General features: G+C 40.6%; 23 protein-coding genes and 1 pseudogene. 18 read left to right on the top strand and 6 right to left on the bottom strand.

Annotation, left to right across the window (positions count from 1 at the left end):
- Window positions 1–171: 171 nt before the first annotated feature.
- Window positions 172–1,518 (bottom strand): chromosomal replication initiator protein DnaA, encoded by a 1,347-nt coding sequence (dnaA, locus tag BUB71_RS08635; protein ID WP_073154447.1) that lies wholly within the window; start codon window positions 1,516–1,518, stop codon window positions 172–174.
- A 539-nt stretch (window positions 1,519–2,057) separates the two neighbouring features.
- Here dnaA and rpmH point away from each other — a divergent pair.
- The 7 genes from rpmH to rsmG all read left to right on the top strand — a co-directional run bounded on the left by rpmH (window position 2,058) and on the right by rsmG (window position 7,727).
- Complete coding sequence (gene rpmH, locus BUB71_RS08630) at window positions 2,058–2,192, top strand: 50S ribosomal protein L34 (protein ID WP_073154615.1); 135 nt, start codon at window positions 2,058–2,060, stop codon at window positions 2,190–2,192.
- Between the two features lie 69 nt (window positions 2,193–2,261).
- A complete protein-coding gene (gene rnpA / locus BUB71_RS08625) occupies window positions 2,262–2,621 on the top strand; it encodes a ribonuclease P protein component (protein WP_073154446.1) in 360 nt (119 codons plus the stop codon).
- A 10-nt stretch (window positions 2,622–2,631) separates the two neighbouring features.
- The gene (gene yidD / locus BUB71_RS08620) at window positions 2,632–2,877 is read left to right on the top strand and encodes a membrane protein insertion efficiency factor YidD (protein WP_217653541.1); all 246 of its coding nucleotides are present in this window, start codon (window positions 2,632–2,634) and stop codon (window positions 2,875–2,877) included.
- Window positions 2,871–3,629 (top strand): YidC/Oxa1 family membrane protein insertase, encoded by a 759-nt coding sequence (locus BUB71_RS08615; RefSeq protein ID WP_073154445.1) that lies wholly within the window; start codon window positions 2,871–2,873, stop codon window positions 3,627–3,629. Before yidD ends, BUB71_RS08615 begins: the two co-directional genes overlap by 7 nt.
- Window positions 3,630–3,700: 71 nt before the next feature.
- Window positions 3,701–5,077: a tRNA uridine-5-carboxymethylaminomethyl(34) synthesis GTPase MnmE gene (mnmE, locus tag BUB71_RS08610; RefSeq protein WP_073154444.1), complete on the top strand. Its 1,377-nt coding sequence runs from the start codon at window positions 3,701–3,703 to the stop codon at window positions 5,075–5,077.
- Window positions 5,078–5,100: 23 nt separating this feature from the next.
- Window positions 5,101–6,996, top strand: a complete 1,896-nt coding sequence (gene mnmG / locus BUB71_RS08605) for a tRNA uridine-5-carboxymethylaminomethyl(34) synthesis enzyme MnmG (RefSeq protein WP_073154443.1) — start codon at window positions 5,101–5,103, stop codon at window positions 6,994–6,996.
- 5 nt (window positions 6,997–7,001) lie between these two features.
- Window positions 7,002–7,727 (top strand): 16S rRNA (guanine(527)-N(7))-methyltransferase RsmG, encoded by a 726-nt coding sequence (gene rsmG / locus BUB71_RS08600; protein ID WP_073154613.1) that lies wholly within the window; start codon window positions 7,002–7,004, stop codon window positions 7,725–7,727.
- A gap of 31 nt (window positions 7,728–7,758) precedes the next feature.
- On the opposite strand, the gene BUB71_RS08595 is transcribed toward rsmG, so the two are convergent.
- Complete coding sequence (locus BUB71_RS08595; RefSeq protein WP_073154442.1) at window positions 7,759–9,354, bottom strand: hypothetical protein; 1,596 nt, start codon at window positions 9,352–9,354, stop codon at window positions 7,759–7,761.
- 260 nt (window positions 9,355–9,614) lie between these two features.
- Here BUB71_RS08595 and BUB71_RS19530 point away from each other — a divergent pair, with 260 nt between their 5' ends.
- Complete coding sequence (locus BUB71_RS19530; RefSeq protein WP_175552320.1) at window positions 9,615–9,776, top strand: hypothetical protein; 162 nt, start codon at window positions 9,615–9,617, stop codon at window positions 9,774–9,776.
- Between the two features lie 190 nt (window positions 9,777–9,966).
- On the opposite strand, the gene BUB71_RS08590 is transcribed toward BUB71_RS19530, so the two are convergent.
- Window positions 9,967–11,157, bottom strand: a complete 1,191-nt coding sequence (locus tag BUB71_RS08590; protein WP_073154441.1) for a ParM/StbA family protein — start codon at window positions 11,155–11,157, stop codon at window positions 9,967–9,969.
- Window positions 11,158–12,398: 1,241 nt separating this feature from the next.
- Here BUB71_RS08590 and noc point away from each other — a divergent pair.
- The 5 genes and pseudogenes from noc (at window position 12,399) to BUB71_RS08565 (ending at window position 18,262) form a co-directional block, all read left to right on the top strand.
- Window positions 12,399–13,214 (top strand): nucleoid occlusion protein, encoded by an 816-nt coding sequence (noc, locus tag BUB71_RS08585; protein ID WP_073154440.1) that lies wholly within the window; start codon window positions 12,399–12,401, stop codon window positions 13,212–13,214.
- A gap of 1,141 nt (window positions 13,215–14,355) precedes the next feature.
- Entirely contained in the window at window positions 14,356–15,744 is a 1,389-nt protein-coding gene (locus BUB71_RS08580; protein ID WP_073154439.1) for a reverse transcriptase/maturase family protein, read from the top strand.
- A gap of 230 nt (window positions 15,745–15,974) precedes the next feature.
- Window positions 15,975–16,691 (top strand): annotated as a pseudogene (locus BUB71_RS08575) (ParA family protein); the annotation flags it as partial.
- Window positions 16,684–17,535: a ParB/RepB/Spo0J family partition protein gene (locus tag BUB71_RS08570; RefSeq protein ID WP_073154438.1), complete on the top strand. Its 852-nt coding sequence runs from the start codon at window positions 16,684–16,686 to the stop codon at window positions 17,533–17,535. The pseudogene BUB71_RS08575 and the gene BUB71_RS08570, both read left to right, overlap by 8 nt.
- 163 nt (window positions 17,536–17,698) lie before the next feature.
- Window positions 17,699–18,262 (top strand): RNA 2'-phosphotransferase, encoded by a 564-nt coding sequence (locus BUB71_RS08565; RefSeq protein WP_073154437.1) that lies wholly within the window; start codon window positions 17,699–17,701, stop codon window positions 18,260–18,262.
- Here BUB71_RS08565 and yyaC read toward each other — a convergent pair.
- The gene (gene yyaC, locus BUB71_RS08560) at window positions 18,259–18,882 is read right to left on the bottom strand and encodes a spore protease YyaC (RefSeq protein ID WP_073154436.1); all 624 of its coding nucleotides are present in this window, start codon (window positions 18,880–18,882) and stop codon (window positions 18,259–18,261) included. The genes BUB71_RS08565 and yyaC overlap by 4 nt on opposite strands.
- 94 nt (window positions 18,883–18,976) lie before the next feature.
- Between yyaC and BUB71_RS08555 the strand changes: the two genes are divergently transcribed.
- The 3 genes from BUB71_RS08555 (at window position 18,977) to ychF (ending at window position 22,077) form a co-directional block, all read left to right on the top strand.
- Window positions 18,977–20,014, top strand: coding sequence for a YkvI family membrane protein (locus tag BUB71_RS08555; protein ID WP_084731318.1), 1,038 nt, complete (start codon window positions 18,977–18,979; stop codon window positions 20,012–20,014).
- A 318-nt stretch (window positions 20,015–20,332) separates the two neighbouring features.
- On the top strand, window positions 20,333–20,533 hold the full coding sequence (locus tag BUB71_RS08550) for a DUF951 domain-containing protein (RefSeq protein WP_073154435.1): 201 nt from the start codon (window positions 20,333–20,335) through the stop codon (window positions 20,531–20,533).
- 443 nt (window positions 20,534–20,976) lie between these two features.
- Window positions 20,977–22,077, top strand: coding sequence for a redox-regulated ATPase YchF (gene ychF, locus BUB71_RS08545; protein ID WP_073154434.1), 1,101 nt, complete (start codon window positions 20,977–20,979; stop codon window positions 22,075–22,077).
- Between the two features lie 378 nt (window positions 22,078–22,455).
- Here ychF and BUB71_RS08540 read toward each other — a convergent pair whose 3' ends face one another.
- Window positions 22,456–23,466: a hypothetical protein gene (locus BUB71_RS08540; protein WP_073154433.1), complete on the bottom strand. Its 1,011-nt coding sequence runs from the start codon at window positions 23,464–23,466 to the stop codon at window positions 22,456–22,458.
- Between the two features lie 23 nt (window positions 23,467–23,489).
- On the bottom strand, window positions 23,490–24,158 hold the full coding sequence (locus BUB71_RS08535; protein ID WP_073154432.1) for a hypothetical protein: 669 nt from the start codon (window positions 24,156–24,158) through the stop codon (window positions 23,490–23,492).
- 231 nt (window positions 24,159–24,389) lie between these two features.
- Here BUB71_RS08535 and rpsF point away from each other — a divergent pair, with 231 nt between their 5' ends.
- The gene (rpsF, locus tag BUB71_RS08530) at window positions 24,390–24,695 is read left to right on the top strand and encodes a 30S ribosomal protein S6 (RefSeq protein WP_073154431.1); all 306 of its coding nucleotides are present in this window, start codon (window positions 24,390–24,392) and stop codon (window positions 24,693–24,695) included.
- A gap of 82 nt (window positions 24,696–24,777) precedes the next feature.
- A complete protein-coding gene (gene ssb, locus BUB71_RS08525; RefSeq protein ID WP_073154430.1) occupies window positions 24,778–25,281 on the top strand; it encodes a single-stranded DNA-binding protein in 504 nt (167 codons plus the stop codon).
- Window positions 25,282–25,294: the final 13 nt, after the last annotated feature.

The raw sequence follows: 25,294 nt of genomic DNA, 5'->3' as shown, positions 1-25,294 counted from the left end.
TAAAACCCGCAGTAATATAAGAAAGTGCCTGTGGATAAAATGTGGATAAGTCGCTAAAGTTATCCACATTTTATCCACAGGCACTTTTTCTATACTGTTCGTTCTGGTGGGGGGAACAGGGGAGTTATCCACAGAAAATTGTGGATAACTTTATAAAAATCCATAATTTGTTCACAAATTTTGTTCTATTCTCTTTCGAATTTCCAAAACTTCTTTTTGTAGAATGGGATCATTTTCAATGAGTCGACTTATCTTTTCATGTGCGTGGATGACAGTTGTATGATCCCGTCCACCAAAGTCACCACCGATTCGTGGAAGCGAGAAATCGGTTAATTCGCGCGAGAGATACATCGCTATTTGTCTAGGTACAGCGATTGTCTTGGTTCGTTTTTTACTTTTGAGATCATCAACTTGTAGATGGTAATAATTACAGACGATTTCTTGAATCTGTTGGATACTGACAACTTTCGGTTTTGGGTTTTGCATGATTTCTTTAAGGGCTTCACCTGCAAGATCAGGAGTAATCGGTTGATTGACTAGAGCAGAGTAGGCGACGACCCGAATCAATGCTCCTTCAAGCTCGCGAATATTGGTACTTACACGATCTGCAATGTAGACAAGTACTTCATTGGGAATATCTAATTTGTCGGCGATCGCTTTTTTACGCAAAATTGCAATTCGTGTTTCTAGGTCAGGAGGCTGTACATCAGTAATTAAGCCCCATTCAAAGCGAGAGCGTAAGCGATCTTCTAAAGTGGGAATCTCTTTTGGTTGTCGGTCGCTAGAAATAATCAGTTGTTTGTTTTCCTCATGAAGAGCATTAAATGTGTGGAAAAATTCCTCTTGTGTCTGTTCTTTTCCAGCTAAAAACTGAATATCATCAATCAGCAAGATATCCACAGAACGGTATTTATCACGGAACTGAGTCGCTTTATTATCACGAATTGCATTGATAAATTCATTTGTAAATTTTTCGGAGGATATATATACGACTCGACTTTCTGGGTTGTTATCCAAGATATAGTGACCAATTGCATGCATCAGATGTGTCTTTCCAAGACCTACTCCACCATAAATAAAGAGCGGATTATAAGCCTGGGCTGGCTGCTCAGCAACAGCAAGAGATGCGGCATGAGCAAATCGATTGCCTGAGCCGATCACAAATGTGTCAAACAAGTAACGAGGATTAAGCTGTGAGCGCGAGTGATTGGTTTCCTCTGTCTGCTGCCTTTTTGGTTTTGGCTTTTCAACTTCTTCTAGCTTTTCCGTTCGACTTACAAAGCGAATGCCAATTACGGAATCAGTCACTTCTTTTAAGGCTGAACGCACGATGTCAGCATACCGAGAGTCAAGCCAGTCACGCGCAAAATCGTTGGGCGCTGTCACAATTAAAATGTCATCACGAAAATCGATAGCTTCAGTTGCTTTCAGCCATGTTTCAAAGCTAGGTTTACTCACTTGCTGCTGTAGTAGATTAAGAGCTTGCGCCCATAGCTCTTGAATATGAAGATGGTCCAATCAGATTGGCTCCTTTCAAAAAAACTTTATCCACAGGGCAAAATCGAATCGCGCCCACTATTTTCCTTAGTTATTCACATATCCACAGGTGCCGTAGAAGTGCTCATCCACACCTGTGGATAAAAAAAGAGGGACTTATCCACAACCTGTGGATAAGTGTGTTTGATGATGAAGTTATCCACGGATAAAAGCAAGATTAGCATATCAAATTTAGCCTTTATTTACAAGGACTTCAGAGAATATATCCACATTATCCACAAGCAGTAAAAATAAGTTATCCACAGCTCCTGAATATGTGGATAAGCTGTGGATAACCTGTGGATAAGCTGTGAATAACTTTAAATCTGCAAAAATGGGTGTGGATAACCTGTGGATAATGAAGAATCTTGACATAGGCAAGCTTCAATCGCTATAATGTGAGAGATTGTCGACTGTACGACCGAAGTATGAGAAGGGAGGATAAACTGACCATTCAGAAGCATTTCAACAACGCATTTTTGTACGTGAGTTGCTTTTATATAGATGGTCAGACAAAACTTATGAAACGCACATTCCAACCGAGTAATCGGAGACGTAAAAACGTTCACGGGTTTCGTGAACGCATGAGCACAAAAAATGGCCGCAGAGTCTTGCGTAATCGTAGAAGAAAAGGTAGAAAAGTTTTATCTGCATAATTTAGGCCACCGTTTGAACTGTGGCCTTTTTTCCTATTTATCGATGAAAATAAAGGAGCTGTTCCTCATTTGCATCGAACTTATCGTTTAAAGGCACGACGGGACTTTCGTCGCGTGTTTCGGCTCGGTCGATCAGTCGCAAACCGCCAATTCGTTGTTTTCTTACGTTACAGACGCCCTGGAGAACATGATTCTTTTCGATTAGGGATCTCAGTTAGTCGAAAAGTGGGAAAAGCCGTGGTTCGCAATCGGATTCGCCGTCGTGTAAAAGAGGTTGTTCGCAGTTGGGCAAATGAATTAAAACATGATGTCGATCTGATTATTATTGTTCGTAAGCCAGCGGTTGATCTAACCTTTCAACAAGTCGAGTCCAGCTTGCGTCATGTGATGAAGAAAGCAAAATGCTTCCGGTCGCGATCACCGGAATGAGGTGATATCGATGCTTAAACGTTTTGCATTAGGCATGATTCACATATATAGGCGTTATCTCTCTCCACTTAAACCACCTGTCTGCCGGTTTTACCCCACTTGCTCGCAATATGGACTCATTGCGATTGAGCGACATGGTTTTTGGTTAGGCGGATGGTATACATTGAAACGGATTGCCAAATGTCATCCATTTCATCCAGGAGGGATTGATCATGTACCACAAAAGGAGCAGAAAGAGGAGGATCCCCTTTGCTAAAACGAAAACGTACAATCGCTATAATTCTCGTTTTGGTTATCTCTCTCGTTGCGCTAGCGGGTTGTAGTCCAAATCCTTCCAGTATGAAAAAGATTGATGAACACAATGCTGGATTTTGGGATCGGTACTTTGTCATTCCTCTCTCTCATTTGTTGGATTTCTTTAAAAAAATTCTAGGAAACTATGGTTGGTCCATTTTATTAGTTACTTTCCTAGTGCGATTAGTACTTTTCCCGCTTACATGGAAGCAACAGAAGAGTACAAAAGAAATGCAAAAAATCCAACCTTTGATGAAGAAAATACAGGAAAAATATAAAGATAAACCTCAGCAGCAGCAAGAAGCTATGATGCAATTGTTTCAAAAACATAAGGTGAACCCGATGGCAGGCTGTTTACCTTCATTGATCCAGTTACCGATATTGTTTGGATTTTATCAAGCGATAATGCGAAATCCGCATATTGCTGATTCAAGTTTTCTCTATATGCAGCTAGGAAAACCAGACCCATACTTGATTTTACCGATTTTAGCAGCGATCACAACATATTTGCAATTGCTCGTAACGGGCTCTGGCGACAATCCACAGATGAGAATCTTGATGTTTATCATGCCTGTGATGATCTTTGTCTTTGCCTATAGTTTTCCTTCTGCTTTATCACTATATTGGTTCTTTGGTAATATCTTAACCATTCTACAGTACGTCTTGATCTTTAAACCCTCAGGTGGTAATCCACAGGAAAAAACGGCAAGTTAGTCCCTGTTTATGTTTACACATCAGAACCCCCATTGAGGGGTTTTTCATATTGATAGAAAGGTGGTGGCATAATGGAGCATGATACCATTGCCGCAATTGCGACTGCATGGGGTGAAAGTGGAATTGCAGTAATCCGTGTTAGTGGGTCAGATGCAATCGCATATGTTGATCAACTCTACCGTGGCAAAGAAGTGCTGTCAAAAGTTGATTCTCATACTGTTCACTATGGTAAAATTCATCACCCACGTACTGGGAAGCTGATTGATGAAGTGCTTGTGACAGTGATGAAAGCTCCACGGACATTTACGAGAGAAGATACTGTCGAGATCAGTTGTCATGGTGGGCTGATCCCAGTTGAAGAAGCGATGAAAGCCTTATTAACGATGGGTGTTCGTTTGGCAGAGCCTGGTGAATTTACCAAACGAGCTTTTCTAAACGGTCGCATCGATTTATCTCAAGCGGAGGCAGTGATTGATCTTATTCGCGCAAAAACAGATCAGGCGGCGCAAGTAGCTTTAAATCAAGCTGAAGGTAGGTTATCTCGGCTCATTCGGCAGTTGCGCACTGAAATTGTAGAGACACTTGCACATCTGGCTGTAAATGTTGACTATCCAGAATATGATGCAGAAATGATGACATCTGATTTTTTACAGGAACGAATGAGCGAAATTCACCAACGTATTGAAGGATTGTTGCAGACTGCTAAACAGGGTAAAATCATTCGTGAAGGTATTTCTACAGCGATTGTGGGAAGACCCAATGTAGGTAAATCTTCTTTGTTAAATGTGTTGACACAAGAAAATCGTGCAATTGTAACAGATATACCAGGAACGACCCGAGATGTAGTTGAAGAGTATGTAAAAGTACGGGGAATTGCGTTACGGTTATTAGATACAGCTGGAATTCGTGAAACAGAAGATGTGGTTGAAAAGATCGGGGTAGAACGGTCAAAGAAGGCTTTAGAAACGGCTGATCTTATTCTGCTAGTTTTAAATGCTTCGGAGCCATTGCATACCGAAGATCGAAGACTGCTTACCTGGTTGCAAGGAAAGACTGGTATTATCATTGTAAATAAGACTGACCTTCCTCAACAGGTCGAATGGGATGAGCTGAAATTGCTCGCTAGTGACTTGCCTTTGATTACGACTTCATTGGTTCAAGAGCAGGGCGTTGAAGAGTTAGAGCAAGCAATTGCCGATCTATTTTTTTCTGGTCGAGTTGTAGATCAAGATGCTACGTATCTATCGAATGCGCGACATATTGCTTTATTGGAACAAGCTCTTTCAAATCTTGATGAAGGAATGAAAGGTATAGAAGTAGGCATCCCAATCGATATGATTGAAATCGATTTAAAAAATGCTTGGCAAGCATTGGGCGAAGTGATTGGGGAAGCGGTTGCTGAAGACTTAATTGATCAGATTTTTTCTCAATTTTGTTTGGGAAAGTAAAGATGTTCAAGTGATGAAAAGGGGTGATTGAAGTGAAACATTACGATGTGATTGTGATTGGTGCTGGTCATGCCGGATGTGAAGCTGCACTAGCAGCCGCTCGGATGAATTGTCGCACCCTGCTCTTAACCTTGAGCTTGGACACCATCGCCTATATGCCCTGTAATCCATCGATTGGTGGGCCTGCTAAAGGTCATGTGGTCAGAGAAATTGATGCGCTGGGTGGCGAAATGGGAAGAAATATAGATAAAACATATATACAGATGCGGATGCTGAATACAGGGAAAGGCCCAGCTGTGTATGCTCTACGTGCCCAAGCTGATAAAGTGATGTATCAGCGTGAAATGAAGAAAACAATCGAACAGGAATCGATGCTTGATTTACAACAAGGGATGGTGGAACGTCTTTTGGTAGATAAGGATCGTTGTTATGGTGTGATAACGCGAACTGGAGCTGAGTATCGTGCAGATGCAGTCGTGTTAACAACGGGTACTTACTTGCGTGGAAAAGTAATTATAGGCGATCTTGCGTATGAAAGCGGACCAAATAACCAGCAGCCTTCCATTCAATTGGCTCATCATTTGATGGAGCTAGGGCTTGAGATGGTGCGGTTTAAAACAGGTACACCTCCTCGCATTAACTCACGATCAATCGATACTGAGCAGATGGAGATTCAGCCAGGTGATGAAGAACCACGTGCTTTTTCATATGAAACAACCGAATATATAACAGATCAACTTCCATGTTGGTTAACCTATACGAACGAAGAGACACATCAGCAAATCCGTGATAATTTACATCGGGCGCCTATGTTTTCGGGTGTGATTGAAGGAAGAGGACCTCGTTATTGTCCTTCTATTGAGGATAAGATTGTTCGTTTTTCCGATAAAGGAAGGCATCAAATCTTTATTGAGCCGGAAGGTCGGCATACAGAAGAAATGTATGTGCAAGGATTATCAACTAGTCTACCTGAAGATGTACAAGAAAAAATGTTACGTACGATCAAAGGTTTAGAGAAGGTTGAAATGTTGCGAACTGGATATGCGATTGAGTATGACGCCATTGTCCCTACTCAATTATGGCCCAGTCTCGAAACAAAGCGAATCCAAGGTTTATTTACGGCTGGTCAGATCAATGGCACATCAGGTTACGAAGAGGCAGCTGGGCAAGGTATTATGGCTGGAATCAATGCCGCAAGGAAAGTTCAGGGTAGAAAACCAGTCATTTTGGATCGTTCACAGGCGTATATCGGTGTATTGATTGATGATTTGGTCACGAAAGGAACGGCTGAGCCTTATCGCTTACTTACTTCGAGGGCTGAATATCGTCTACTGCTCCGCCATGATAATGCTGACCTTCGTCTTACAGACCTCGGCTATGAGATTGGGCTGATTAAAGAGAAGCGATATCAGCGTTTTCAAGCAAAACAGCAGGCGATCAAAAGTGAAATCGCTCGCTTACATCAGACAAGAATTCGTCCTACTGCTGAAGTACGGGATCAATTAGTGAAAATGGGCACCAACGAGATCCAACAAGTTATCGAACTAGCTCAATTACTAAAACGACCAGAGCTGAGTTACCAAAATATTGCCTCGCTATCACCATCGCCGACACCATTAAGTGAGGATGTAATGGAGCAAGTTGAAATTCAAATTAAATATGAGGGCTATATCCAAAAATCTCTGCAACAAGTAGAGAAGATGAAGAAAATGGAAGAAAAGCGGATTCCTAATTGGGTGAATTATGAAATGATCGAAGGTATTTCTTCTGAAGCGAGAGAAAAACTCACACAAGTTCGACCGCTTTCACTAGGTCAAGCTTCTCGAATCTCAGGGGTAAGTCCAGCCGATATTTCCATTTTAATGATTCATATGGAACAAGGAAACCGAGCAGTACGAAAGGAAAAGGTACACGAGTGAAAGAAATGAGTAGATGGATGCAAGAGCGAGTGGCGAAAGATTTTTCGATCTCGCTCACATCTCTTCAATTGGAACAGTTTGATCAATATTATCATCGGATCATCGAAACCAACCAGTATTTAAATTTAACAGCGATTACAGATGAAAAAGAGGTTTACATCAAACATTTTTATGACTCTCTCTCCATTGCAGCATATACTTCTTTTGAACAAATCAAGAAGTTGATCGATGTAGGGACAGGAGCAGGCTTTCCGGGTATTCCTTTGAAAATCGCTTTTCCACAGCTTGAGGTCTTATTAATCGACTCTTTGCAGAAGAGAGTTCGCTTTTTACAAGGAGTGATTGAAGAATTACAGTTAAGTGCAATTGATGCGGTTCATAGCCGAGCGGAAGAGTTAGCGCAGAGGGATGAATATCGGGAACAGTTTGACCTAGCTGTAGCTCGAGCAGTTGCTCGTCTGAATATATTAGCTGAATACTGTCTCCCTTTTGTAAAGGTTCAAGGTTCCTTTATCGCACAGAAGGGGGCTGTGATCGACGAAGAAATCGAGGAAGCCAGTTATGCCCTCCATGTGTTAGGAAAAGCAAGTTTAAAGAAGTGCCATCTTACATTGCCGGGGTCAATAGGAGAGCGAAATCTCCTGTTAATGAAGAAAAGAGATCATTCTCCGCGTCGTTACCCAAGGCGTGCGGGCTTACCACATAAAGAACCGATCCAAGCAAAGCGCTAATTGATAGCTAGGATCGGTTCTTTTCTTTTCATCAACCTAGATTATTAATTAAATTGTGTAAGCCACGTAAAGCGATTTTCCGTTTCTCAATTTGATCTAGCTCTTGCCGTTTGCGATTATTTGTAGAATAAGGGGTCACAAATTCATCCCAAGAGTTATAGCCGTCATATGGTTCTTCAAATTCAATATCATCCCGTTTTAAGGAATCGTTATTTGAAGTTGGTAAAGTAGGTTGTGCTGTTTCAATAAATTCATCCGTATCAAATAAATCTTTTTCTAGTACTGGTTGTTCATCGTTTTTAAAGGCAGTAATCGGATCTTCGTTTGTTGAAGGCGGACGCATAAACGGCTGAATTGAAGGATTCTCGAAGTTGTATAAGCTTTCATCGGTCTCTTCAATTTGGCTTGCCTTTCTTGATGGATGTGGTCTTCTTTTCTTTGATTTGGTTTCAAAAAGCGCTTCATTCTTTGTAAGCATAATCTTCTTCTTCTGTGTCCTTGTACGACGTCGGGCAACGATGGGTTCTATGTTAACTGGTTTGCTCACTTCAAGAGGATTTGCCTCTTCCTTCTGTTCAGAGATTGGTTCAGATTTTTGTTGAATCATTTGTGGCTTAATCTGTGTTTTAAAAGTAGGTGGCTTAATCTCTGGCTTTTGACTTGGAATTGGAACAGGCTCAGCAGATTTTGGTTCATGATAATCCAATTGTTGCTCGATGCGTTGCTTGTTCATAAACCGTTTTCGAAGTCTTGATTCCCGTTCTACTGGAAGCGGCTTATCTAATAATGTGTCAAGGAAGGAATCCTCTTCTTCGGGCTGTTGATGAAGCTCTTTGTTTGACAAGAGCGGTGTAACATTTTGCGCCCAATTTGTCGTTGGTCGATGGTCATCCATCTGTAACCCATCAAAAGAGAGGGGGAAGGATGGCTCAATCGAATCTTCAGGATCATCAGCTTGAAATTTGCGCCGTAACAATTGTTCATGCATGGGTGGTTCTGATTTTACATTTTGCTCTTCAAATGTATGAGATTCTACATTTGAAAAATGAGTTTTTGGGGCTGGGAAAGGTGTTTTAAACGGTGATGAAAACTCCCCATCAAACAAATCTTCATGATCTGTCAACGACTCTTTTTCTTCCCCAATCAGTTCTGGTTCAACAACTTCAAGTATTTCATCAGCTTCATGTTCATCCATAGCTATATCAAGATTCTGTCGCTCGGTCTTTGGAAAAATATCAATAAACTCAGCATCCACAATGTCGCTTTCTTCTATTCTTTTTGTCTGATGATTGATGATGGAAGATGTTTCTTCAGGTGTTACAGGTTGGGTCAATTGTGGTAAAAATGAATATGTAGTCGTTTCATTGAACTGAGTTACCAATTTTTGTTGACAGACTAGAATCTGGTCCGTATCTTCTGCCGTTCTCTCTATATTATGCTGTTTCGATAGTTGACCGACTGGAGAGGAGGGCTGTTGCTTGGTTTGTACCGTGGTAATCGATGTACCAGGTTCTAACTCAATCAACAATGCTTTTTTACCTTGTTCTTGTAGCGTTTTGATTACAGAATGGCCCGTTTCTCCTGATCCAATAATGATGAGATCATACTGTTCTGTGCTACGATTCATCAGCTTTCCCTCCTTTATCCACTTTTGAAAGAATATAAATATAAGTTGCCAATCTCTATATTATTATCCTCTTTTTTTAGCAAACTCGCTAGTCTAATTTTTTACATCGTGTTGTGAATAGCATGGCGCATGTATTTCTTGCAAAGAAAAGAAAAAGATAAAACAGTATGTTTCAGCTTGTAGACAAAGTCATCTGAGCTGCACGTGATCGTGGTTTACGGTGATGCTCCGACTCGGGCGTCATCCAGGATGTTTGGCTGATGCGTTCTGTCATCCTTCGCGGCTGGGTAAAACTGGCTTCCTCCAATGTACGCTTGCGGAGACTTGATACGTTTGCAGAGGAGAAAATGCCGCCTCAGCTATCATTTCGTAGTTGTGCCCGAAATGGAGCTTTACCGATCAAAACTGCCACTTGCTCATAGGTGTTTATCTACAGTCTCAACATGTTCTTCTTTTGTAGATTTCTTCTAAAAATCATGCGCTACCGATCAGACCAATTCTTTGTATGAGCTTACTGTGGATATTTTGTAATCGAAAGGGGTTTTCTAAGACAAACTCAACCCCCAAGTCATTCTTCTTGGGGGCATTGAACAATCGGTAAATCGGGCTAAATTATTTTTTTGCCTTTACTTTTTTATTTGAGCTAACAGGTTCACTGATCGCATCAGGGACTGAGAATTCTTGTTGAATCGTTGCAGCTACTTCCATGACATCTTTGATCGGAACTGATTTTGATTTGGATTGAGAGAACTTACAAAGTCCAAAACCGTTAGCGAATTGGGCTTCTATTCCATAATCTTCTGCGAAGATTAATTTATCACCAAAGCGTTCCCGATAGTATGGTTTAAAGGGAATGGAAGCTCCACCAGTTAGGATGATGTACGTAATGTCGTCACCATAGTCTAGGCGGTTCCATACCTCTTCGATTAATGATTCACCCACTTCTTTAATCGATTCTTGGACAAGTGGTGTTACATCATGAATTTTCCCTTTAAAGCTGATCTCTCCTGAACGAACAATGCGAGGTAAGCTCCAGATCGGATACTCTTTTCCCGCCTTATCAGGATCAACACCTTGCGTAAATTCGAGCAGTCGTTTGGATAGATTTTGGTAAACGTTAATCATAGCGTGTCGTGAAGTGAAGCTTTGGCGCTTAATGATGGTTTCACCATGCAGCGTTTCAATGTCGGAAGTACCAAACCCAAGATCATTGATACTTACTTTTTGAATAAAAAGATCTTCATTTAATAGCTTTCCATCTCTGTCAAGCGCGATATGGAAGAGCGTTGCCATAGGCTGGCTAATGACATAAAGATTTTCTTTTTTTATTTCAAATTCAATTTTACGATATGGTAGATTTCCTTGCTTCACTTCAAAGCTATGTTTACCAATGAGTCTTCTTTTTAACTCTTCTTTGAAATCAATATAACTATCCGTAGGCAGTGCAACTGATACGACAGGTTCTGAGTTACCTTGTAACATGAGTCCTGTACTCACACGAAACATGATCAAATATTCTTGCTCACGAAACCAGGATGGGCTAAACAGACGACGTTTATGTGAGTCAAATAATTCATCATCACCTGATTGCTCAACGGCCAACTTTCCGCAGAACCATTCCCGATCCCCTTCTTTTTCTCTATACATGATGTTATGCGGATCGTTGTTATACGTGATCTCTCCTACACGATTCGGGACAACCATATTACGAATAAACATTTTGTAAAATTTGCCATTTGCCCGACTGACAACCTTGGTTCCATAGTAACCTTGGTCATTTCCTATGTATACAGGTGTAGTCATTTCCTTTTTTCCTCCTAGCCGTTTTTGGACTGCTCCTTCTTTCAAGATTCTATCAATAGCAAGGGACAAGGGTCAATAAGTGATCGTATGTTTTAAGAGAAAGTTTTGCTAGCTAAGACTAGGATACCCTTGCTAGCAATCGAAATCGGGTGATTTTAACAAAACTGAAGATTAATAAAGAATTGTATATCCTTTCACCTACGCTAACATTAAGAGATAAGGGATTTTTTGATCAAGAAACCTTAGCCTGTAGACAAAGTAAAGGTTCCGTCAATATTTTATGCTTTGCCTCCATTTCCGAATGTGTTGATGTCTTCAAGGCGATGCGTCTACTCACTCAGGGCGGCATCAACTCGGCTATGCGCGTCATTGTGAGACTTGCAGTTAGCTGTCTAACGAAACTTGTGCACGGCGTGTGCAGACAGTACTACCACCTATTCTTCGCTACACAGATTCGGCTTTGTAGCGCCTAGTAAAATGCGGGTGAAGGAGCATTTTTCCGTCTACAGCGAAATATTGACTCCACTATTTCTCCTTCTTCTACCCAATTGTACGAACCTCTTCTTTTCATCAATTGGGTTTTTCATCAGTTTGAGGATTCTTGGATCACAAAAAACTACTGGATTCTAATGAATCAGCAACTTTTATGTTCAGATCATGTTTTGTACCACAATCAGGGCTTGTTCATCGTCTAAGGTTCAGGTTTTTCACTTTTCTGTTTCTGTAGCCAAAGCTTAAACACAACTGACTAGATGGAAAGGTTTTGATGTAAGCATATCAATAACAGGAAAATATGAGTCTGATTAAAGAGAAGTCGTCCACTATTATTATTGTAATGAAGTAAGGGCTTGATTTCCAAGTACTACAAAATGAGCTTGTAGCATTTGTCTACAAGCTACATTGTTCCACGTGAAACATCGTTACAGATTGTAGACAAAGTCACGTGATCTGCTTGTGATCGTGACTTATTGACGACGATTCGATCCACATTTGCAAAGATAGGTGGCTGTCGTGTTCTGTCAGCCTTCACGTTCATACATACTTCGGAGCATCGAACAGTTTGCTTGAAGGAAAAAGCCGCTTCAACTACCATTTCGCTCGTTGCACCCGAAATAGAGCTTTATCGATTATCTCTTCACTCACATCATCAGAGTTCTTCTACATCTCACTTGTATTTACTGGTAGTGAAGCAGGGGTATTTCCAGGAAATAGCGAATTTTATAGTGAAGGGTGGTGTGAGGATGCGTCTATTTGGTTTAACAGATCGGGAACAAGATCAAGTAAAGCAGATCGCTGTCCATCGGATTCAACCAAGCCCTTATCAACCACGAGTCATTTTTGACGATGAACGCTTGGAAGAGCTCTGTCAAACCATTCAAATACATGGTGTTATTCAACCTGTTGTCTTACGACGAATTGATGCTGGATATGAGTTGATTGCTGGTGAACGAAGATGGAGAGCAGTGCAAAAGCTCCAGTTACCAACGATACCTGCGATTATTCGGGAGATGGGAAATGAAGAAGCTGCTGCTGTTGCACTGATTGAAAATTTACAACGTGAAGAGTTGACAGCGATTGAAGAAGCGCAAGCATATCAAAAGTTGATTGAACTTCATCAATTAACTCAAGAGCAACTGGCGAAGCGATTAGGGAAAGGTCAATCAACGATTGCAAATAAATTGCGCTTATTGCAACTCCCTTTAAAAATTCAACAAGCACTTTCTTCACGAACAATTAGTGAGCGCCATGCTAGGGCATTACTTCCTTTAAAAAGCCCCATTCAACAATTAACTCTCTTGGAAGAGATCATTGAACGGAAATTAACAGTAAAACAGACCGAAGAGAGAGTTCGACGAATGCAGTTCACTGAAAAGGAAGATCACACAAAAGCAATGAAGGCTAGAAAGAATTATTCGCGTGATGTTCGAATTGCTGTGAATACCATTCGTCATTCGATCGAAATGGTTCGGCAAACAGGGATGATGATTGAGACCATTGAACAAGATGATCAACAGTTTATTGAGATGACAATTCGAATTCCAAAACAAGAGAATTAGTTTTTTTGTCGATTGATTGAGAAATTTATCTTTCGTTCTATCCTTACAATTATTACAATGAAGAGAGAATTCTTTCACTGAGGCGACATCATGCCTCTTTTCTTTATTTTGGCTTACGATGAAACTTATGATGAGAGGTGATTCGATGGGTCGAATAATTGCGATTGCGAATCAAAAAGGTGGTGTGGGTGTGCGTCCGTAAAGGAGATTGAACATTGCCTTGTTGGAGGTCAGGATCGGAGAGAAATCCTGTGGTCATCTGACTTACCTGAGATGGAAACATCAAAGGGGAACATAGCATGTCAGAAAAGCACTTGGGTTGGATGTTAGCTAAACAGCTTGAAGTGCAAGACCATTGATGCGATAAGGTCAAAGCTAAACTGCTTGAAACCCAGTTTCTTTGCCCTAACTGCCGGGGTGTACAGTTTGCTAACATATGGTACACGGAAAAATATTACGTAAGGATGACCCACGTCTTACGCACTCTCCATATTTTTTCCAACACACAAGTATAGTGTGTAAAAGAAACGAACGGGAACCTACGTCGCATCCATGTGTTCAATAATCAAAGCGGAGATCATCTAAGTGGGAATGCTTATGCTCATAAGCTATGTAGAAAACCTTACATTGAGAAAACAGAGTGGGCAAAGAAGCTTGATCTATAAGAGGAAGTGGTTTTCAATGTATCTGGATAAATGCTCTTTCACCCGCATTTGTCTAAGTCCTACAAAGTCGCATTTGTGTAGGTAAGAATAGGCGGTAGTGTTGTCTGCATGCTCTGTACACAAGTTTTGCTAAGTAGCTAATGCTGCAAATTTACTATGACGTGTATAACCGAGTTGATACCGCTCTGAGCGAGCAGATACGGACCATCCCATATAGCTTTGTCACCTGAACGGGAGGCATCTCTTATTTCAATAACATGGAGTGTCTGTAACCACGACTCTGTAAGCGTGCTTTGTCTTTCAGTTTGCGCTCAATGTAATAAGCTATGAAGAATATCATCGATTAAGGTGGATGAAATGTCTTCTGAATATCCCATATGATGACGGAGTCCTCATAGTAGTCGGAGGTAGGGAAAGCCTACTACATGGCGAAGGAGGTCAGGTCGTTTAAATGAAGGATTACGGAGGTACGCGAGATGCGAAAAGCTGAAGTTATCCTAGCATTACTTAACCAACGAACAACAGATTGTGCTGAATATGTTTTTCACAGACTTTATCGTAACTTTTATAACCCTGAGTTTTACTTGTTAGCGTATCGTTTCATTGCACAGAGAAATTCCATCACAAGAAGGAATCAACATATCCACTTAGAACAGGTTCGACGGCTGATTGAGAAAATGAAAAGGGAAAGCTTTTATCCAATAGCAATCAGGAATAGCAACACCTCTCAGAATAAGTCCACATCCTTTGATGTGTTACCCATCGAGGATCAATTGGTGCAAGAAGTTTTGCGATTTATGTTAGAGGCAATTTTTGCTCCCTTGTTTCTAGAGTCATCACATGGCTTTAGACCAAATCGCAATATCCATACGGGTCTGTTATCCTTTAAACAAGGTGCGGTCGGGTCAACTTGGCTCATAAAGGGCACGATTCAATCTTTTTTTTCTGGAATTGACCATAGTCTGTTGATCAATCGATTGGGTAAAAAAATGAATGATGGACGAATTCTGGAGTTAGTGAAGCGCTTTTTACATGCTGGTTATCTAGAGTGGCCGAACAATCAGCTATGTCCCATCCTAAGTAATATTTATTATCATGAACTTGATGTGTTTGTTGATGAGCTGATGGAAAATAAGAAAGGGGCTTTCGCACAACATGAGCCCATCTTATTATCTAGTCGTAATATCCATTATGTTCGATATAATGATCATTTTTTAATTGGGATTAGAGGGACTAAAGGATTGGCAAAGCAGGTTTATCAAAAAATTGCTACTTTTTTGGATCAGGAACTAAACATTAGACCATCACAAGGGTTACTACAATTTTGCCATCTTGCTGATCAATCTATTCAGTTTTTAGGCTATGAATTGACTAGAGCCAAATCAAATCAGGAGTTACAACCCATTCAACTTTTGGTGTCTAATCAGGTGCTGCGCTCGTATCTAAAGCCATATTCGAAGCATAATAAACCAGCGCCTCATCCTGCACGTGTTCACCTTGATCTATTTGAGCTTATTTCTCTCTACCGTAGAGAGATGAGCAGACTTTATGATTATTATTGTTTGGCAAGTGATGTTAGCTCTAAACTGGGAACGTTTCGTTACTTTCATTATTACAGTTTGGCAAAAACAATTGCGCTCAAGGAAAAAATTTCTGTCAAACAGGTATTTCAAAAATATGGGGTCGATGTGAAACGAAGGCAGGGTACAGGAACGAAAAGATTGATTGGAATTGGATATAAAGCGGAGTCTGGTCTACATAAGGTGCTAACCTACTTCGATCAACCGTTAAAAAGGCAAGGAAAAGCAAAACTTCATGTAAACGATGATAGCTGTAGAATGATCAAAAAGCATATTATTTCATAACTCAAAAAGGCAGAAAGAGTTGAGTGATCGTTTGGTTGAAAATGAGAATCAATTTGAGATGATCATTTTGTGCGATGAAGTGAATGGAATTTCGTAATGAAAAAAATGTTTTGTTTGGTTAAGAAACGACTGAAGAGCCGGATGCATTGAAAGGTGCACGTCCGGTTCGGAGGGGGGGGTTTGGAAACCAACTGTGGTGACACAGTAATGGCGCCAAGCTCCTACCCTACAAAACGACCACTTCTGTTAATTTAGCAGCAAGTTTAGCATATCAACAAAAGAAAGTGTTGTTAGTGGATATCGACCCACAAGGAAATGCCACAAGTGGTTTAGGAATTAATAAAGCAGACGTAAAAGCATGTATTTATGATGTGTTGATTGATGAACATCCGGCTGAAGGAGTAGTATTATCAACAGATTTGGATCATCTCTGGGTGATTCCAGCTACGATTCAATTAGCAGGAGCAGAGATTGAATTAAGTCAGGCGATTTCAAGAGAGAAACGGTTACAACAGGAAATTTTGCCGCTCAAAAATCGTTTTGATTATATTTTGATCGATTGCCCTCCGTCATTAGGGATCATTACCTTAAATGCCTTAACGGCAGCCGAATCAATCTTAATCCCGATCCAATGTGAATTTTATGCGTTAGAAGGGCTTGGACAGCTTTTGAATACCATTCGGTTGGTTCAAAAACACCTAAACAAACGCTTAGAGGTAGAAGGAGTTCTTTGTACGATGTATGATGCTCGAACTAATCTCTCTGCGCAGGTAGTAGAGGAGGTACAGAGATACTTTGGCGAGAAAGTATATCAGACGGTCATTCCAAGAAATATACGCCTAAGTGAAGCGCCTAGTCATGGGAAACCGATCTTAACCTATGATCCTCGGTCAAGAGGTGCGCAGTGCTATCTCCAACTTGCAAATGAGGTGATTCAACATGGGTAGTAAAGGGCTCGGAAAAGGATTGGGTGCTCTTCTCCCTGATTTATCGGAAGATGAGACAGTGACGGAAGTCTCTTTATCAGAGTTACGACCAAATCCATATCAGCCACGGAAACAATTCGATGAAGAATCATTACAAAGTTTAAGTCAATCGATGCAAGAACATGGATTAATTCAGCCATTGGTTGTTCGACAAAGTATTCATGGTTATGAGATTGTAGTCGGTGAAAGACGATTTCGAGCTGCTGAACTGGCGAAAATCGAAACATTGCCTGTGGTTGTCCGAGAATGTGATGATCGTCAGATGATGGAGATTGCCTTAATTGAAAATCTACAACGTGAAGATTTGAATCCGATTGAAGTAGCCAATGCTTATCAAAAATTAATGCAGCATTTTTCGTTGACGCAAGAAGAATTATCGGATCGTGTAGGTAGAAGCCGGCCGCATGTAGCTAATTTTCTACGACTATTACAACTTCCGCCTACACTTCAGGAAGATGTTTCACGTGGAACATTGAGCATGGGTCATGCACGTGCATTGCTTGGAATTAAAGAAGAGGCTTTACAACGGAAGCTCGCAGAGAAAGTAAAGAAGGAGCAGCTAAGTGTACGTGAGTTGGAAGAATGGGTACAAAAGTTAACAAGTAGACAAACTTCAAAAAAGCAACAGTCACAACAACCCTCTGCTCGTTTTAAACAGTATGAGGATTTATTACAAGAAGTTTTGAGTACACCTGTCAGGATTCGTCAAGGCAGACGTAAAGGGAAGATTGAAATTGAGTATTATTCTGAGCAAGAGCTAGAGCGGCTAATCGAATATCTAAATCAAAATGCATTTATTGACTAATCAAGATTGTTTTCATGAAGGCCATTGATTGCCAAGCAATTGATGGCCTTTTGACTGGGGTTTGTTCTAGATATCAATATCGCGGAGCCTTATTTGAAAGGATCAGAAACTTTGTTGTCTTCAAGCTGATAGGAAGAGAACAATCAATATAAGGAGTCTGAAAATGAACCGATCAGAACAAAAACACATGAGTAAATTTTTGACTCTTGTATTGCGTCATCAGCCAGAAATCATTCATATACAACCTGATCCACAAGGATGGGTTTCTGTGCAAGAATTATTAATTGCTTTGCAAAAGAATAAAAAAGGTTTATCAGTCGATGAGCTGCATCAAATTGTGGAAACGAATGATAAGAACCGTTTCGAACTAAGTACAGATGGTAAAAGGATTCGAGCGCGTTATGGTCATTCGATATCTATATCAAAGGAACACTCAGAATCAGTAAATCCACCTGAACTGTTATTTCATGGAACGGCAACACGATTTTTAGCATCTATTCTCCGAGAAGGATTACAAAGAATGAATCGACAATATGTCCATCTTTCTACGGATCTCCATACAGCAAAGCAAGTAGGTGGTCGACATGGGAAGCCGATAATTCTGATCATAGAAGCTGGTAGGATGAGAAGCGATGGATTCCTCTTTTACCGAACAGAACCAAATGTTTGGTTAACCAAGCATGTACCACCCGCTTATATTCGATTTCAGGAGATGAGCAACCTCTAGTCAAACTGAGTAGAGAGTGGCTGCTGGATCGAAGTTTGATCGATACTTGTCTCTATTTGATTGTCAAACTGAACGGTTGATGAGAGCGTAAGTTGGATTGCACCAGAGATGATTTCTGCCATTTGCAAGACCATACTTAAACGTGTATTTTGCAAAACAAAAAATTCCATATATCCAGCGATATTTACGATACCCGTAATATGGAGCTCTCCAACTGCGGGTAAATTTTTATTTACAGCAGCTCCAGGACGAATAGGACCTTTTCCAATTTGTAACTGCCCTACACTACGTGCTTTTCCAAGACAAGCATCGATTGCAAGATAAGTCGCATCAATATGCTTGCGTTTGATCTCTTTTAATGTTCCTTCAAGGTTTAGCGCATGAACAGGCTGATCTAAAGTGCCATAAACTGTACAATTGGTTAAACGATTTCGAGTCAATAAAGTTCCCACCATTGGACCTAAAGAGTCTCCAGTAGATCGATCTGTTCCAATGCAGATACAGACTAATTCATGAATAGGGTGGAAAGGGAGAAGCAATTGCTGCAAAATATGAGCTGTTTTTTCTTTTGCTGAGTGATCTGTAATAGAGACTCGATTCACTCCCTCGAGCTCTTGCATATGATCATACCTTTCAGAAAAAAGTTCTTTATCAGTATACGGATAGATTTTCAGAAATATACATGTACCAATGAACTGCGGAAGGTGATTGAATGTGCGGATACGGCTGATTCCATCGTTAAAAATTAGTATGACGATAATTGGTACAACGATTGGTGCTGGCTTTGCTTCTGGGAGAGAGATTTGGGAGTTTTTTGGATCGTATGGAACAGCAAGTCATTGGTCACTATTATTATCTTTGTTTCTTTTCTTTGGAGCGGGTATGATTATTTTATTTATCAGTTGGCGCTATCAAACGGAAAATTATGCGGAACTATTACGCAAGTTAATGGGAGAACGTTTTGCGATTTTATTTGATGGGTTGATATTAATCTATTTATTGACCACTTCGATTGTCATGTTAGCTGGGAGTGGAGCTATATTTGAGCAATGGGATCAATCATTTTTTGAGGGATGCTTAATATTAGCGTTACCATCTTTCTTGATACTCTTTTTTGATATTCGCGGGCTGCTCTCTATCAATACAATTCTTATGCCCATCTTATCGATCATTCTCTTAGCTGTTTTTATATATTACTTAATTCAACCAGATCCATATGTCGGAACAAAGGTTGCAGAAAGTATACATTTGCCCGTATGGCCATCAGCCATTGCATATGCAGCTTTTAATATCATTTCTCTAGTAGCTGTATTAGCGACCATGGGGAAAACAATCAATCATCCAAGTGAAATTTGGATTGCAGGAGTGATCAGCTTTATTGTACTTGGATTGATTGCAATTCTTTTTAATATCTGTTTGCTTCGCGCCTCACATTTGCTATCACAATATGAGATCCCATTATTTGCGTTAGTGCAAAATGTATCTCCGATGATCTTATTAGGAATAACCATTGTACTTTGGTTATCGATCTATACAACAACTGTAAGTAATCTCTATGGACTTGCTTATCGCATGCAGGGGCTTCTTCCTTGGCCTCATTGGTTGATTGGATTCCTGATGTTAAGTATTTTGATCCCATTTGCACGAATCGGTTTTTCTTCATTAGTAAGTTGGTTGTATCCACTCTATGGGGTCTTAAATTTGTTTTTACTCGCTATGATTTGGTTATATCCATTCACACAGAAGGAGTAAGTGAAATCATGGTGAATCTTTTCTATCCAGGATATTTCTTTTTATGGGATGCTAAGAACAGCCATTTTTGTTAGAATCGTATCAGCTCATTGAAAATGAAAGATAGAGATGGGTGCTGGAAGATGTCTCATATAGACTCAACCACCCAAACTCACCAATGATGCGAAAACCAAGCAATAGTCAGGAGTAATCAGAGCATACTTTGATTGCACCGCTGATACTACTAAGCTAATGAGTCGTTAGGTTTGTGTTTGTAAGAAACTCAGGTGATAGTCGTTCAACAAAATGAGAAGAATGAGATAGAGAGTGTGATTTGATTTGCAGCGAAAAGAGTTTGCGCTAGGGGATATCGTTGAGATGAAGAAAGTTCACCCCTGTGGTACAAATGCTTGGAAAGTGATTCGAATGGGTATGGATATTCGAATTAAGTGTACAGGATGTGGACATAGTGTTCTGTTACCGCGCAGCCGGTTTGAAAAAAGATTAAAAAAAGTACACCCAAATAAAAGTGAATCATAAAAACCAGCTTGAAGTAAAAATCTACATTTTGGTTAATAGTCAAATGAAAATAACATTTGTTCACTGAAGGAAAAAGATTGCAAGAAAGCTGGACAAATGCTCTTTACCACATTTGCCTAGGCGTTTCAAAACCACGACTATGTAGTGAAGAACAGGCGATAGTACTGTAGTAACACGTCATGTACAAGTATTGCTAAGTGGCTAATGTTGCATGTCTCATTATGACGTGTGTAGTCAGTTGATCCCGCTCTAAGCGAACAGTTGTGGCGCCTTGCATACGTCTATGCAGACTGAACCTGTGGTATCCATACTTTTTGATCACACAGCGTATCTAAAGCTAGGTTCTCAGAAATAAAAAACGACTTATACTTTGTCTACAAGCTGGAAGCACCAAAAGGGTGCTTTTTCTCTGCTTGATATAAATCGGAGAGGAAAGATGAAAAATGGCATTAACTGCTGGTGTGGTGGGCTTGCCGAATGTAGGGAAGTCAACATTATTTAATGCAATTACACAAGCGGGTGCTGAATCAGCAAATTACCCTTTTTGTACCATTGATCCAAATGTGGGAGTCGTAGATGTTCCGGATAAACGATTACAGAAACTTGCTGAACTAGTTCAACCACAGCGAGTAATACCTACTTCTGTTCAGATAACAGATATTGCAGGTCTAGTAAAAGGAGCAAGCAAAGGAGAAGGACTAGGAAATCAATTTTTAGCGCATATCCGCGAAGTAGATGCAATTCTTCATGTCGTTCGCTGTTTTGAAGATGATAATATTTCCCATGTGTCAGGTAAAGTGGACCCTGCAGCAGATATTGAGACCATTCATCTGGAACTTGTGTTGGCAGATTTAGATACAGTAGAGCGTCGAATGGATCGATTAGCAAGGCAAAAGAAAAGTGGTGATCCACAGGCAAAGATAGAATATGAACTTCTGTCACGCTTACAACCCGAATTGGCAGAAGGGAGAATGGCCCGCCTAGTCGAATGGAATGAAGAGGAATTACAACTTTTAAAAGGTTTAAATCTATTGACTTTAAAGCCGATTCTTTATGTGGCAAACATTGGCGAAGATGAGGTAGCGCAAGCCGATCAAAATCAGCATGTACAGATTGTCCAAAAAATAGCAGCACAAGAAGAAGCTGAAATGGTAACGGTAAGCGCTCAAGTTGAAGCTGAGATTGCCGAACTAGAAGGTGAGGAAAAAGAACTTTTTATTGAGGAACTAGGTCTTCAGCAATCAGGACTTGATCGGTTGATTGCAGCTACTTATCGCTTACTAGGTTTAATTACTTATTTTACGGCTGGAGAGAAAGAAGTACGCGCATGGACGATTCGCAAAGGTACCAAGGCACCGCAAGCGGCAAGTGTAATCCATACCGATTTTGAACGAGGATTTATTCGCGCTGAGGTCGTTGGATACCAGGCATTAGTAGAAGCTGGCTCCATTACTGAAGCGAGGGAGAAAGGATGGCTTCGCTTAGAGGGTAAGGAATATGTAGTCGCAGATGGAGATGTGATCACATTTCGCTTTAATGTTTAGCTTGCTAAGTTGTTATTGTGATTTTGTCTACAAGCTAAAGAGCTTGCCTTGAGATCAGACAAGCCTCAGACTGAAGAAAAACCAAATAAGCGAGTGGAGAGGTGATCGGCAAAGCTCCATTTCGGGCGCAACTTAGCGGAATGACAGCTGAAGCGTATTTTCCTTACGGGCAAACTGTTCGAGTCTCCGCAGGCGTATGCCGGAGGAGGCGAGTTTTGCCCGACCGCGAAAGCTGTCAGAACGCGACAGTCCCACATCCTTGCAAGCCCGAGTCGGAGCGTCGTCGAGAACCACGATCATGAGCCAATCACGTGGCTTTGTCTAACTTTGGAGCTTGCCTTGAGGAATCAGGCAAGCTTTATTTGATGGAATGAAGTTTTATCGTTCTCGAATGCCTACTGCTTTATTGATCACTACAATATCCCCTAAATCTTTGAGTTCGCTTGGTGTTAACTTAGACGCTGTATTGATAGATACGTTTTCACCTGTGAATGATCCAATTCTTCCCATGCGTGCAAAAAAAGTGTCCACTTTTTTATCTTCCACCATTAAGACATTGTCTTGCCATGAAAGGTCATAGCGATATTCTGTATTCGATCCATCAATGAATGGCTCGCTCTGATCATCTCCACAAATTGTCTTCACCAAAGTAGATTCTGCTTGTTCTTGACCTGAATCAGTTGTAAGACCATTAACCCAGACCGTTTGTTCCCGTTGATCATCTGGGATCGGTTTACCGTCTGGTGACTCAGCAACAGTCCCCCAGCCATTCAATTCTTTTGGTGATTCTTTATTGATGATCTCCTCTTCTTGACAATCGATTTGGTAAGCCGCTCTCGATGGTGGAGATGTGTTTACTTCACGTTTCACTTGTAATGGGCTTAGTGTTTCCACAAGATCTTGTAGATAAGTTCCTTCGATCTTTGTCCCTAATTTCATTTCTAGTTCTTGACTTGTTTCATTAAAAAGAACTTCGCCAATTCCATTTCGCTTCTTTTTAGATATGTCTGGTAATATTCCATCTGCTTTTCGGCTTGCAACCAATGTACCATTAAAAGAGGCGACTTTATATTCATTGGTCGATTCAATATTGCTACAAAGGATATCGGAGATGCTTTGCATTTGTTGGTCGCTTTTTAGATAACCATTCACCCAAACCGAAGAGGTATCCGCTTTTTCGCCACTCGGTCCTTCTTTTGACGTACCCCATTGAGCAGGGGGATCATGTAAACGAACGGTTTTGGAAAGGGTACTTTCCTGTCGATCACAAGTTAATAAATAGGATGCATAGGGAGTTGATGATTGACCTGAACATCCGCTTAATAATGAGGCAGCAACCGATACAGCAAGAACAGTTCCTTTGACCCTATTATTCTGAATGCGTTTCATCGACGTAACTCCTTTCACCTAGTTTATCTTGTTCGACTCTCTATAAATGATTCACCGAGTAAGTTTACTTGATCATTCGTAAGGTTTGTGTTGTTTTTGGTAGTAATATATATCGTATCTTTAGTAGCAAAGATATTTCCTTTTACTGTGTAGCTAGGTGATGAATAGATTTTGTAGTCTTTATAACCGCTAAATTTATATCCTTGATTTTCTTTTTGGATATCACCTTTAAAAAACTGTTCATTATTATCAAACTGCTTCCCTTGTGCACAAATAATAGAGATGAGTAAGTTCTGTTGAGCTTCTGTCTGGTCAGGGGCTTTGATTAGATGGACCCAAGTACTGACAAATGATTGTTTATTTGTTAGTGGTTTACCTTTTGGGGAAAGCTGATTGGAGCCTAATGAAGAAGGTGCTTTGATGGTTTCTTCTTTGGCAATTTTGCCTGTATCATCTGCTTTACATTGGATTAAATATGCTGCATATTCAGGTGATTGTTCAGTTGGAGTCGGGGTGGGCATAGGTGTCGTTTCTGTGGTGGTTGGTGTCGAGGTAACCTTTACTTTTGATTGGGGTGTATCAGTACTTTGTGCATAACCAGTCGAACAACCCGCAAGGGCAAGCACACTTGCTAAGATAGCTGTTCCATGGGTTAGCTTACTTCTGATCGGGTTTGAGACATAGGGACGCATCTCAAAAACTCCTTTCTATAGTACTTTAGGTAATATTCTAATATATTTGTAGAGAATTGTATATAATTGATAAATACGATACGAACATATGATCACATATTTGTGTCAAATAGTGGATCATCACTTGCTGATCTGTACATGATTTGTTAGAATGTATTATCGTGAGTGAAAGCTCGCCCCTTGCTCTATGAGAGAGTAGAGCCGTTTTAGTCCAGAAGGAGGTGGAGACGAATGTCTAAGTATGAGATCATGTTTATTGTACGTCCAAATGTAGAAGAAGAAAAGCTAACGGATGCACGTAACAAAATTCAAGATGTGATTAACCAACGTGGTGGACAGATCACTGAAACAAACGATATGGGTCGTCGTCGGTTTGCTTATGTGATTAACCATGATCAGCAAAAATATCACGAAGGTTTATACACTGTCTATCAATTTGAGACAACAGATGCTTCAACGTTAACCGAATTAGACCGTGTGATTAACATTGATGATCGCATTATCCGTCATTTGACGATTAATCTAGATGAAAAATAGAGTATGCTACTGAAGTCGTGAGAAGAAGTGGAGCTACAGACAGTTCTGTCAATCGATTTTAGAACAAGGGAGCGGGATGTCTATGTTGAATCGGGTTGTTTTAATTGGTCGTTTAACGGGTGATCCAGAGCTACGCTATACACAAAATGTAGGAACTGCCGTGACTAGATTTCGCTTAGCTGTCAGCCGCAAGTTTACCAATCAGCAAGGGGAACGCGAAGCAGATTTTATAGATATTGTTTGTTGGCGTGGACTTGCCGAGAACTGTGCGAATTACTTGAGAAAAGGTTCATTGGTTGGATTAGAAGGTCGGATTCAAACTGGACGATATGAAAATCAGGAAGGTCGAACAGTGTATACAACAGAAGTAGTGGCAGATGATGTTCGTTTTCTAGATTCTAGAAATCGGGATCAACAAGCAAGCGGTCAACCTTCCTACGCGGGCACTGGCTCTTATGGAAGCGGATCGAATAGTGGAGGATATGGCGGTGGTCGCTCAACTGATCGTGATATGGATCGACCAACGGATCCCTTTGCGAATGATGGCAAGCCGATTGACATCTCGGACGATGATTTACCGTTTTAATTGTGTGATCAGC

It is taken from the genome of Seinonella peptonophila, assembly GCF_900129355.1.
Lineage (GTDB): Bacteria > Bacillota > Bacilli > Thermoactinomycetales > Thermoactinomycetaceae > Seinonella > Seinonella peptonophila.
Note: the sequence above shows the minus strand (reverse complement) of the source record. Positions and strands in the feature narration are given on the sequence as shown.

Coding starts and splice junctions, on each gene's coding strand:
- rpmH (WP_073154615.1), top strand. CDS start 2,058: ATGAAACGCACATTCCAACCGAGTAATCGGAGACGTAAAAACGTTCAC.
- yidD (WP_217653541.1), top strand. CDS start 2,632: ATGCTTAAACGTTTTGCATTAGGCATGATTCACATATATAGGCGTTAT.
- mnmE (WP_073154444.1), top strand. CDS start 3,701: ATGGAGCATGATACCATTGCCGCAATTGCGACTGCATGGGGTGAAAGT.
- rsmG (WP_073154613.1), top strand. CDS start 7,002: ATGAGTAGATGGATGCAAGAGCGAGTGGCGAAAGATTTTTCGATCTCG.
- BUB71_RS08595 (WP_073154442.1), bottom strand. CDS start 9,354: ATGAATCGTAGCACAGAACAGTATGATCTCATCATTATTGGATCAGGA.
- BUB71_RS19530 (WP_175552320.1), top strand. CDS start 9,615: ATGCGTTCTGTCATCCTTCGCGGCTGGGTAAAACTGGCTTCCTCCAAT.
- BUB71_RS08590 (WP_073154441.1), bottom strand. CDS start 11,157: ATGACTACACCTGTATACATAGGAAATGACCAAGGTTACTATGGAACC.
- noc (WP_073154440.1), top strand. CDS start 12,399: ATGCGTCTATTTGGTTTAACAGATCGGGAACAAGATCAAGTAAAGCAG.
- BUB71_RS08580 (WP_073154439.1), top strand. CDS start 14,356: ATGCGAAAAGCTGAAGTTATCCTAGCATTACTTAACCAACGAACAACA.
- BUB71_RS08570 (WP_073154438.1), top strand. CDS start 16,684: ATGGGTAGTAAAGGGCTCGGAAAAGGATTGGGTGCTCTTCTCCCTGAT.
- BUB71_RS08565 (WP_073154437.1), top strand. CDS start 17,699: ATGAACCGATCAGAACAAAAACACATGAGTAAATTTTTGACTCTTGTA.
- yyaC (WP_073154436.1), bottom strand. CDS start 18,882: ATGCAAGAGCTCGAGGGAGTGAATCGAGTCTCTATTACAGATCACTCA.
- ychF (WP_073154434.1), top strand. CDS start 20,977: ATGGCATTAACTGCTGGTGTGGTGGGCTTGCCGAATGTAGGGAAGTCA.
- BUB71_RS08540 (WP_073154433.1), bottom strand. CDS start 23,466: ATGAAACGCATTCAGAATAATAGGGTCAAAGGAACTGTTCTTGCTGTA.
- BUB71_RS08535 (WP_073154432.1), bottom strand. CDS start 24,158: ATGCGTCCCTATGTCTCAAACCCGATCAGAAGTAAGCTAACCCATGGA.
- rpsF (WP_073154431.1), top strand. CDS start 24,390: ATGTCTAAGTATGAGATCATGTTTATTGTACGTCCAAATGTAGAAGAA.
- ssb (WP_073154430.1), top strand. CDS start 24,778: ATGTTGAATCGGGTTGTTTTAATTGGTCGTTTAACGGGTGATCCAGAG.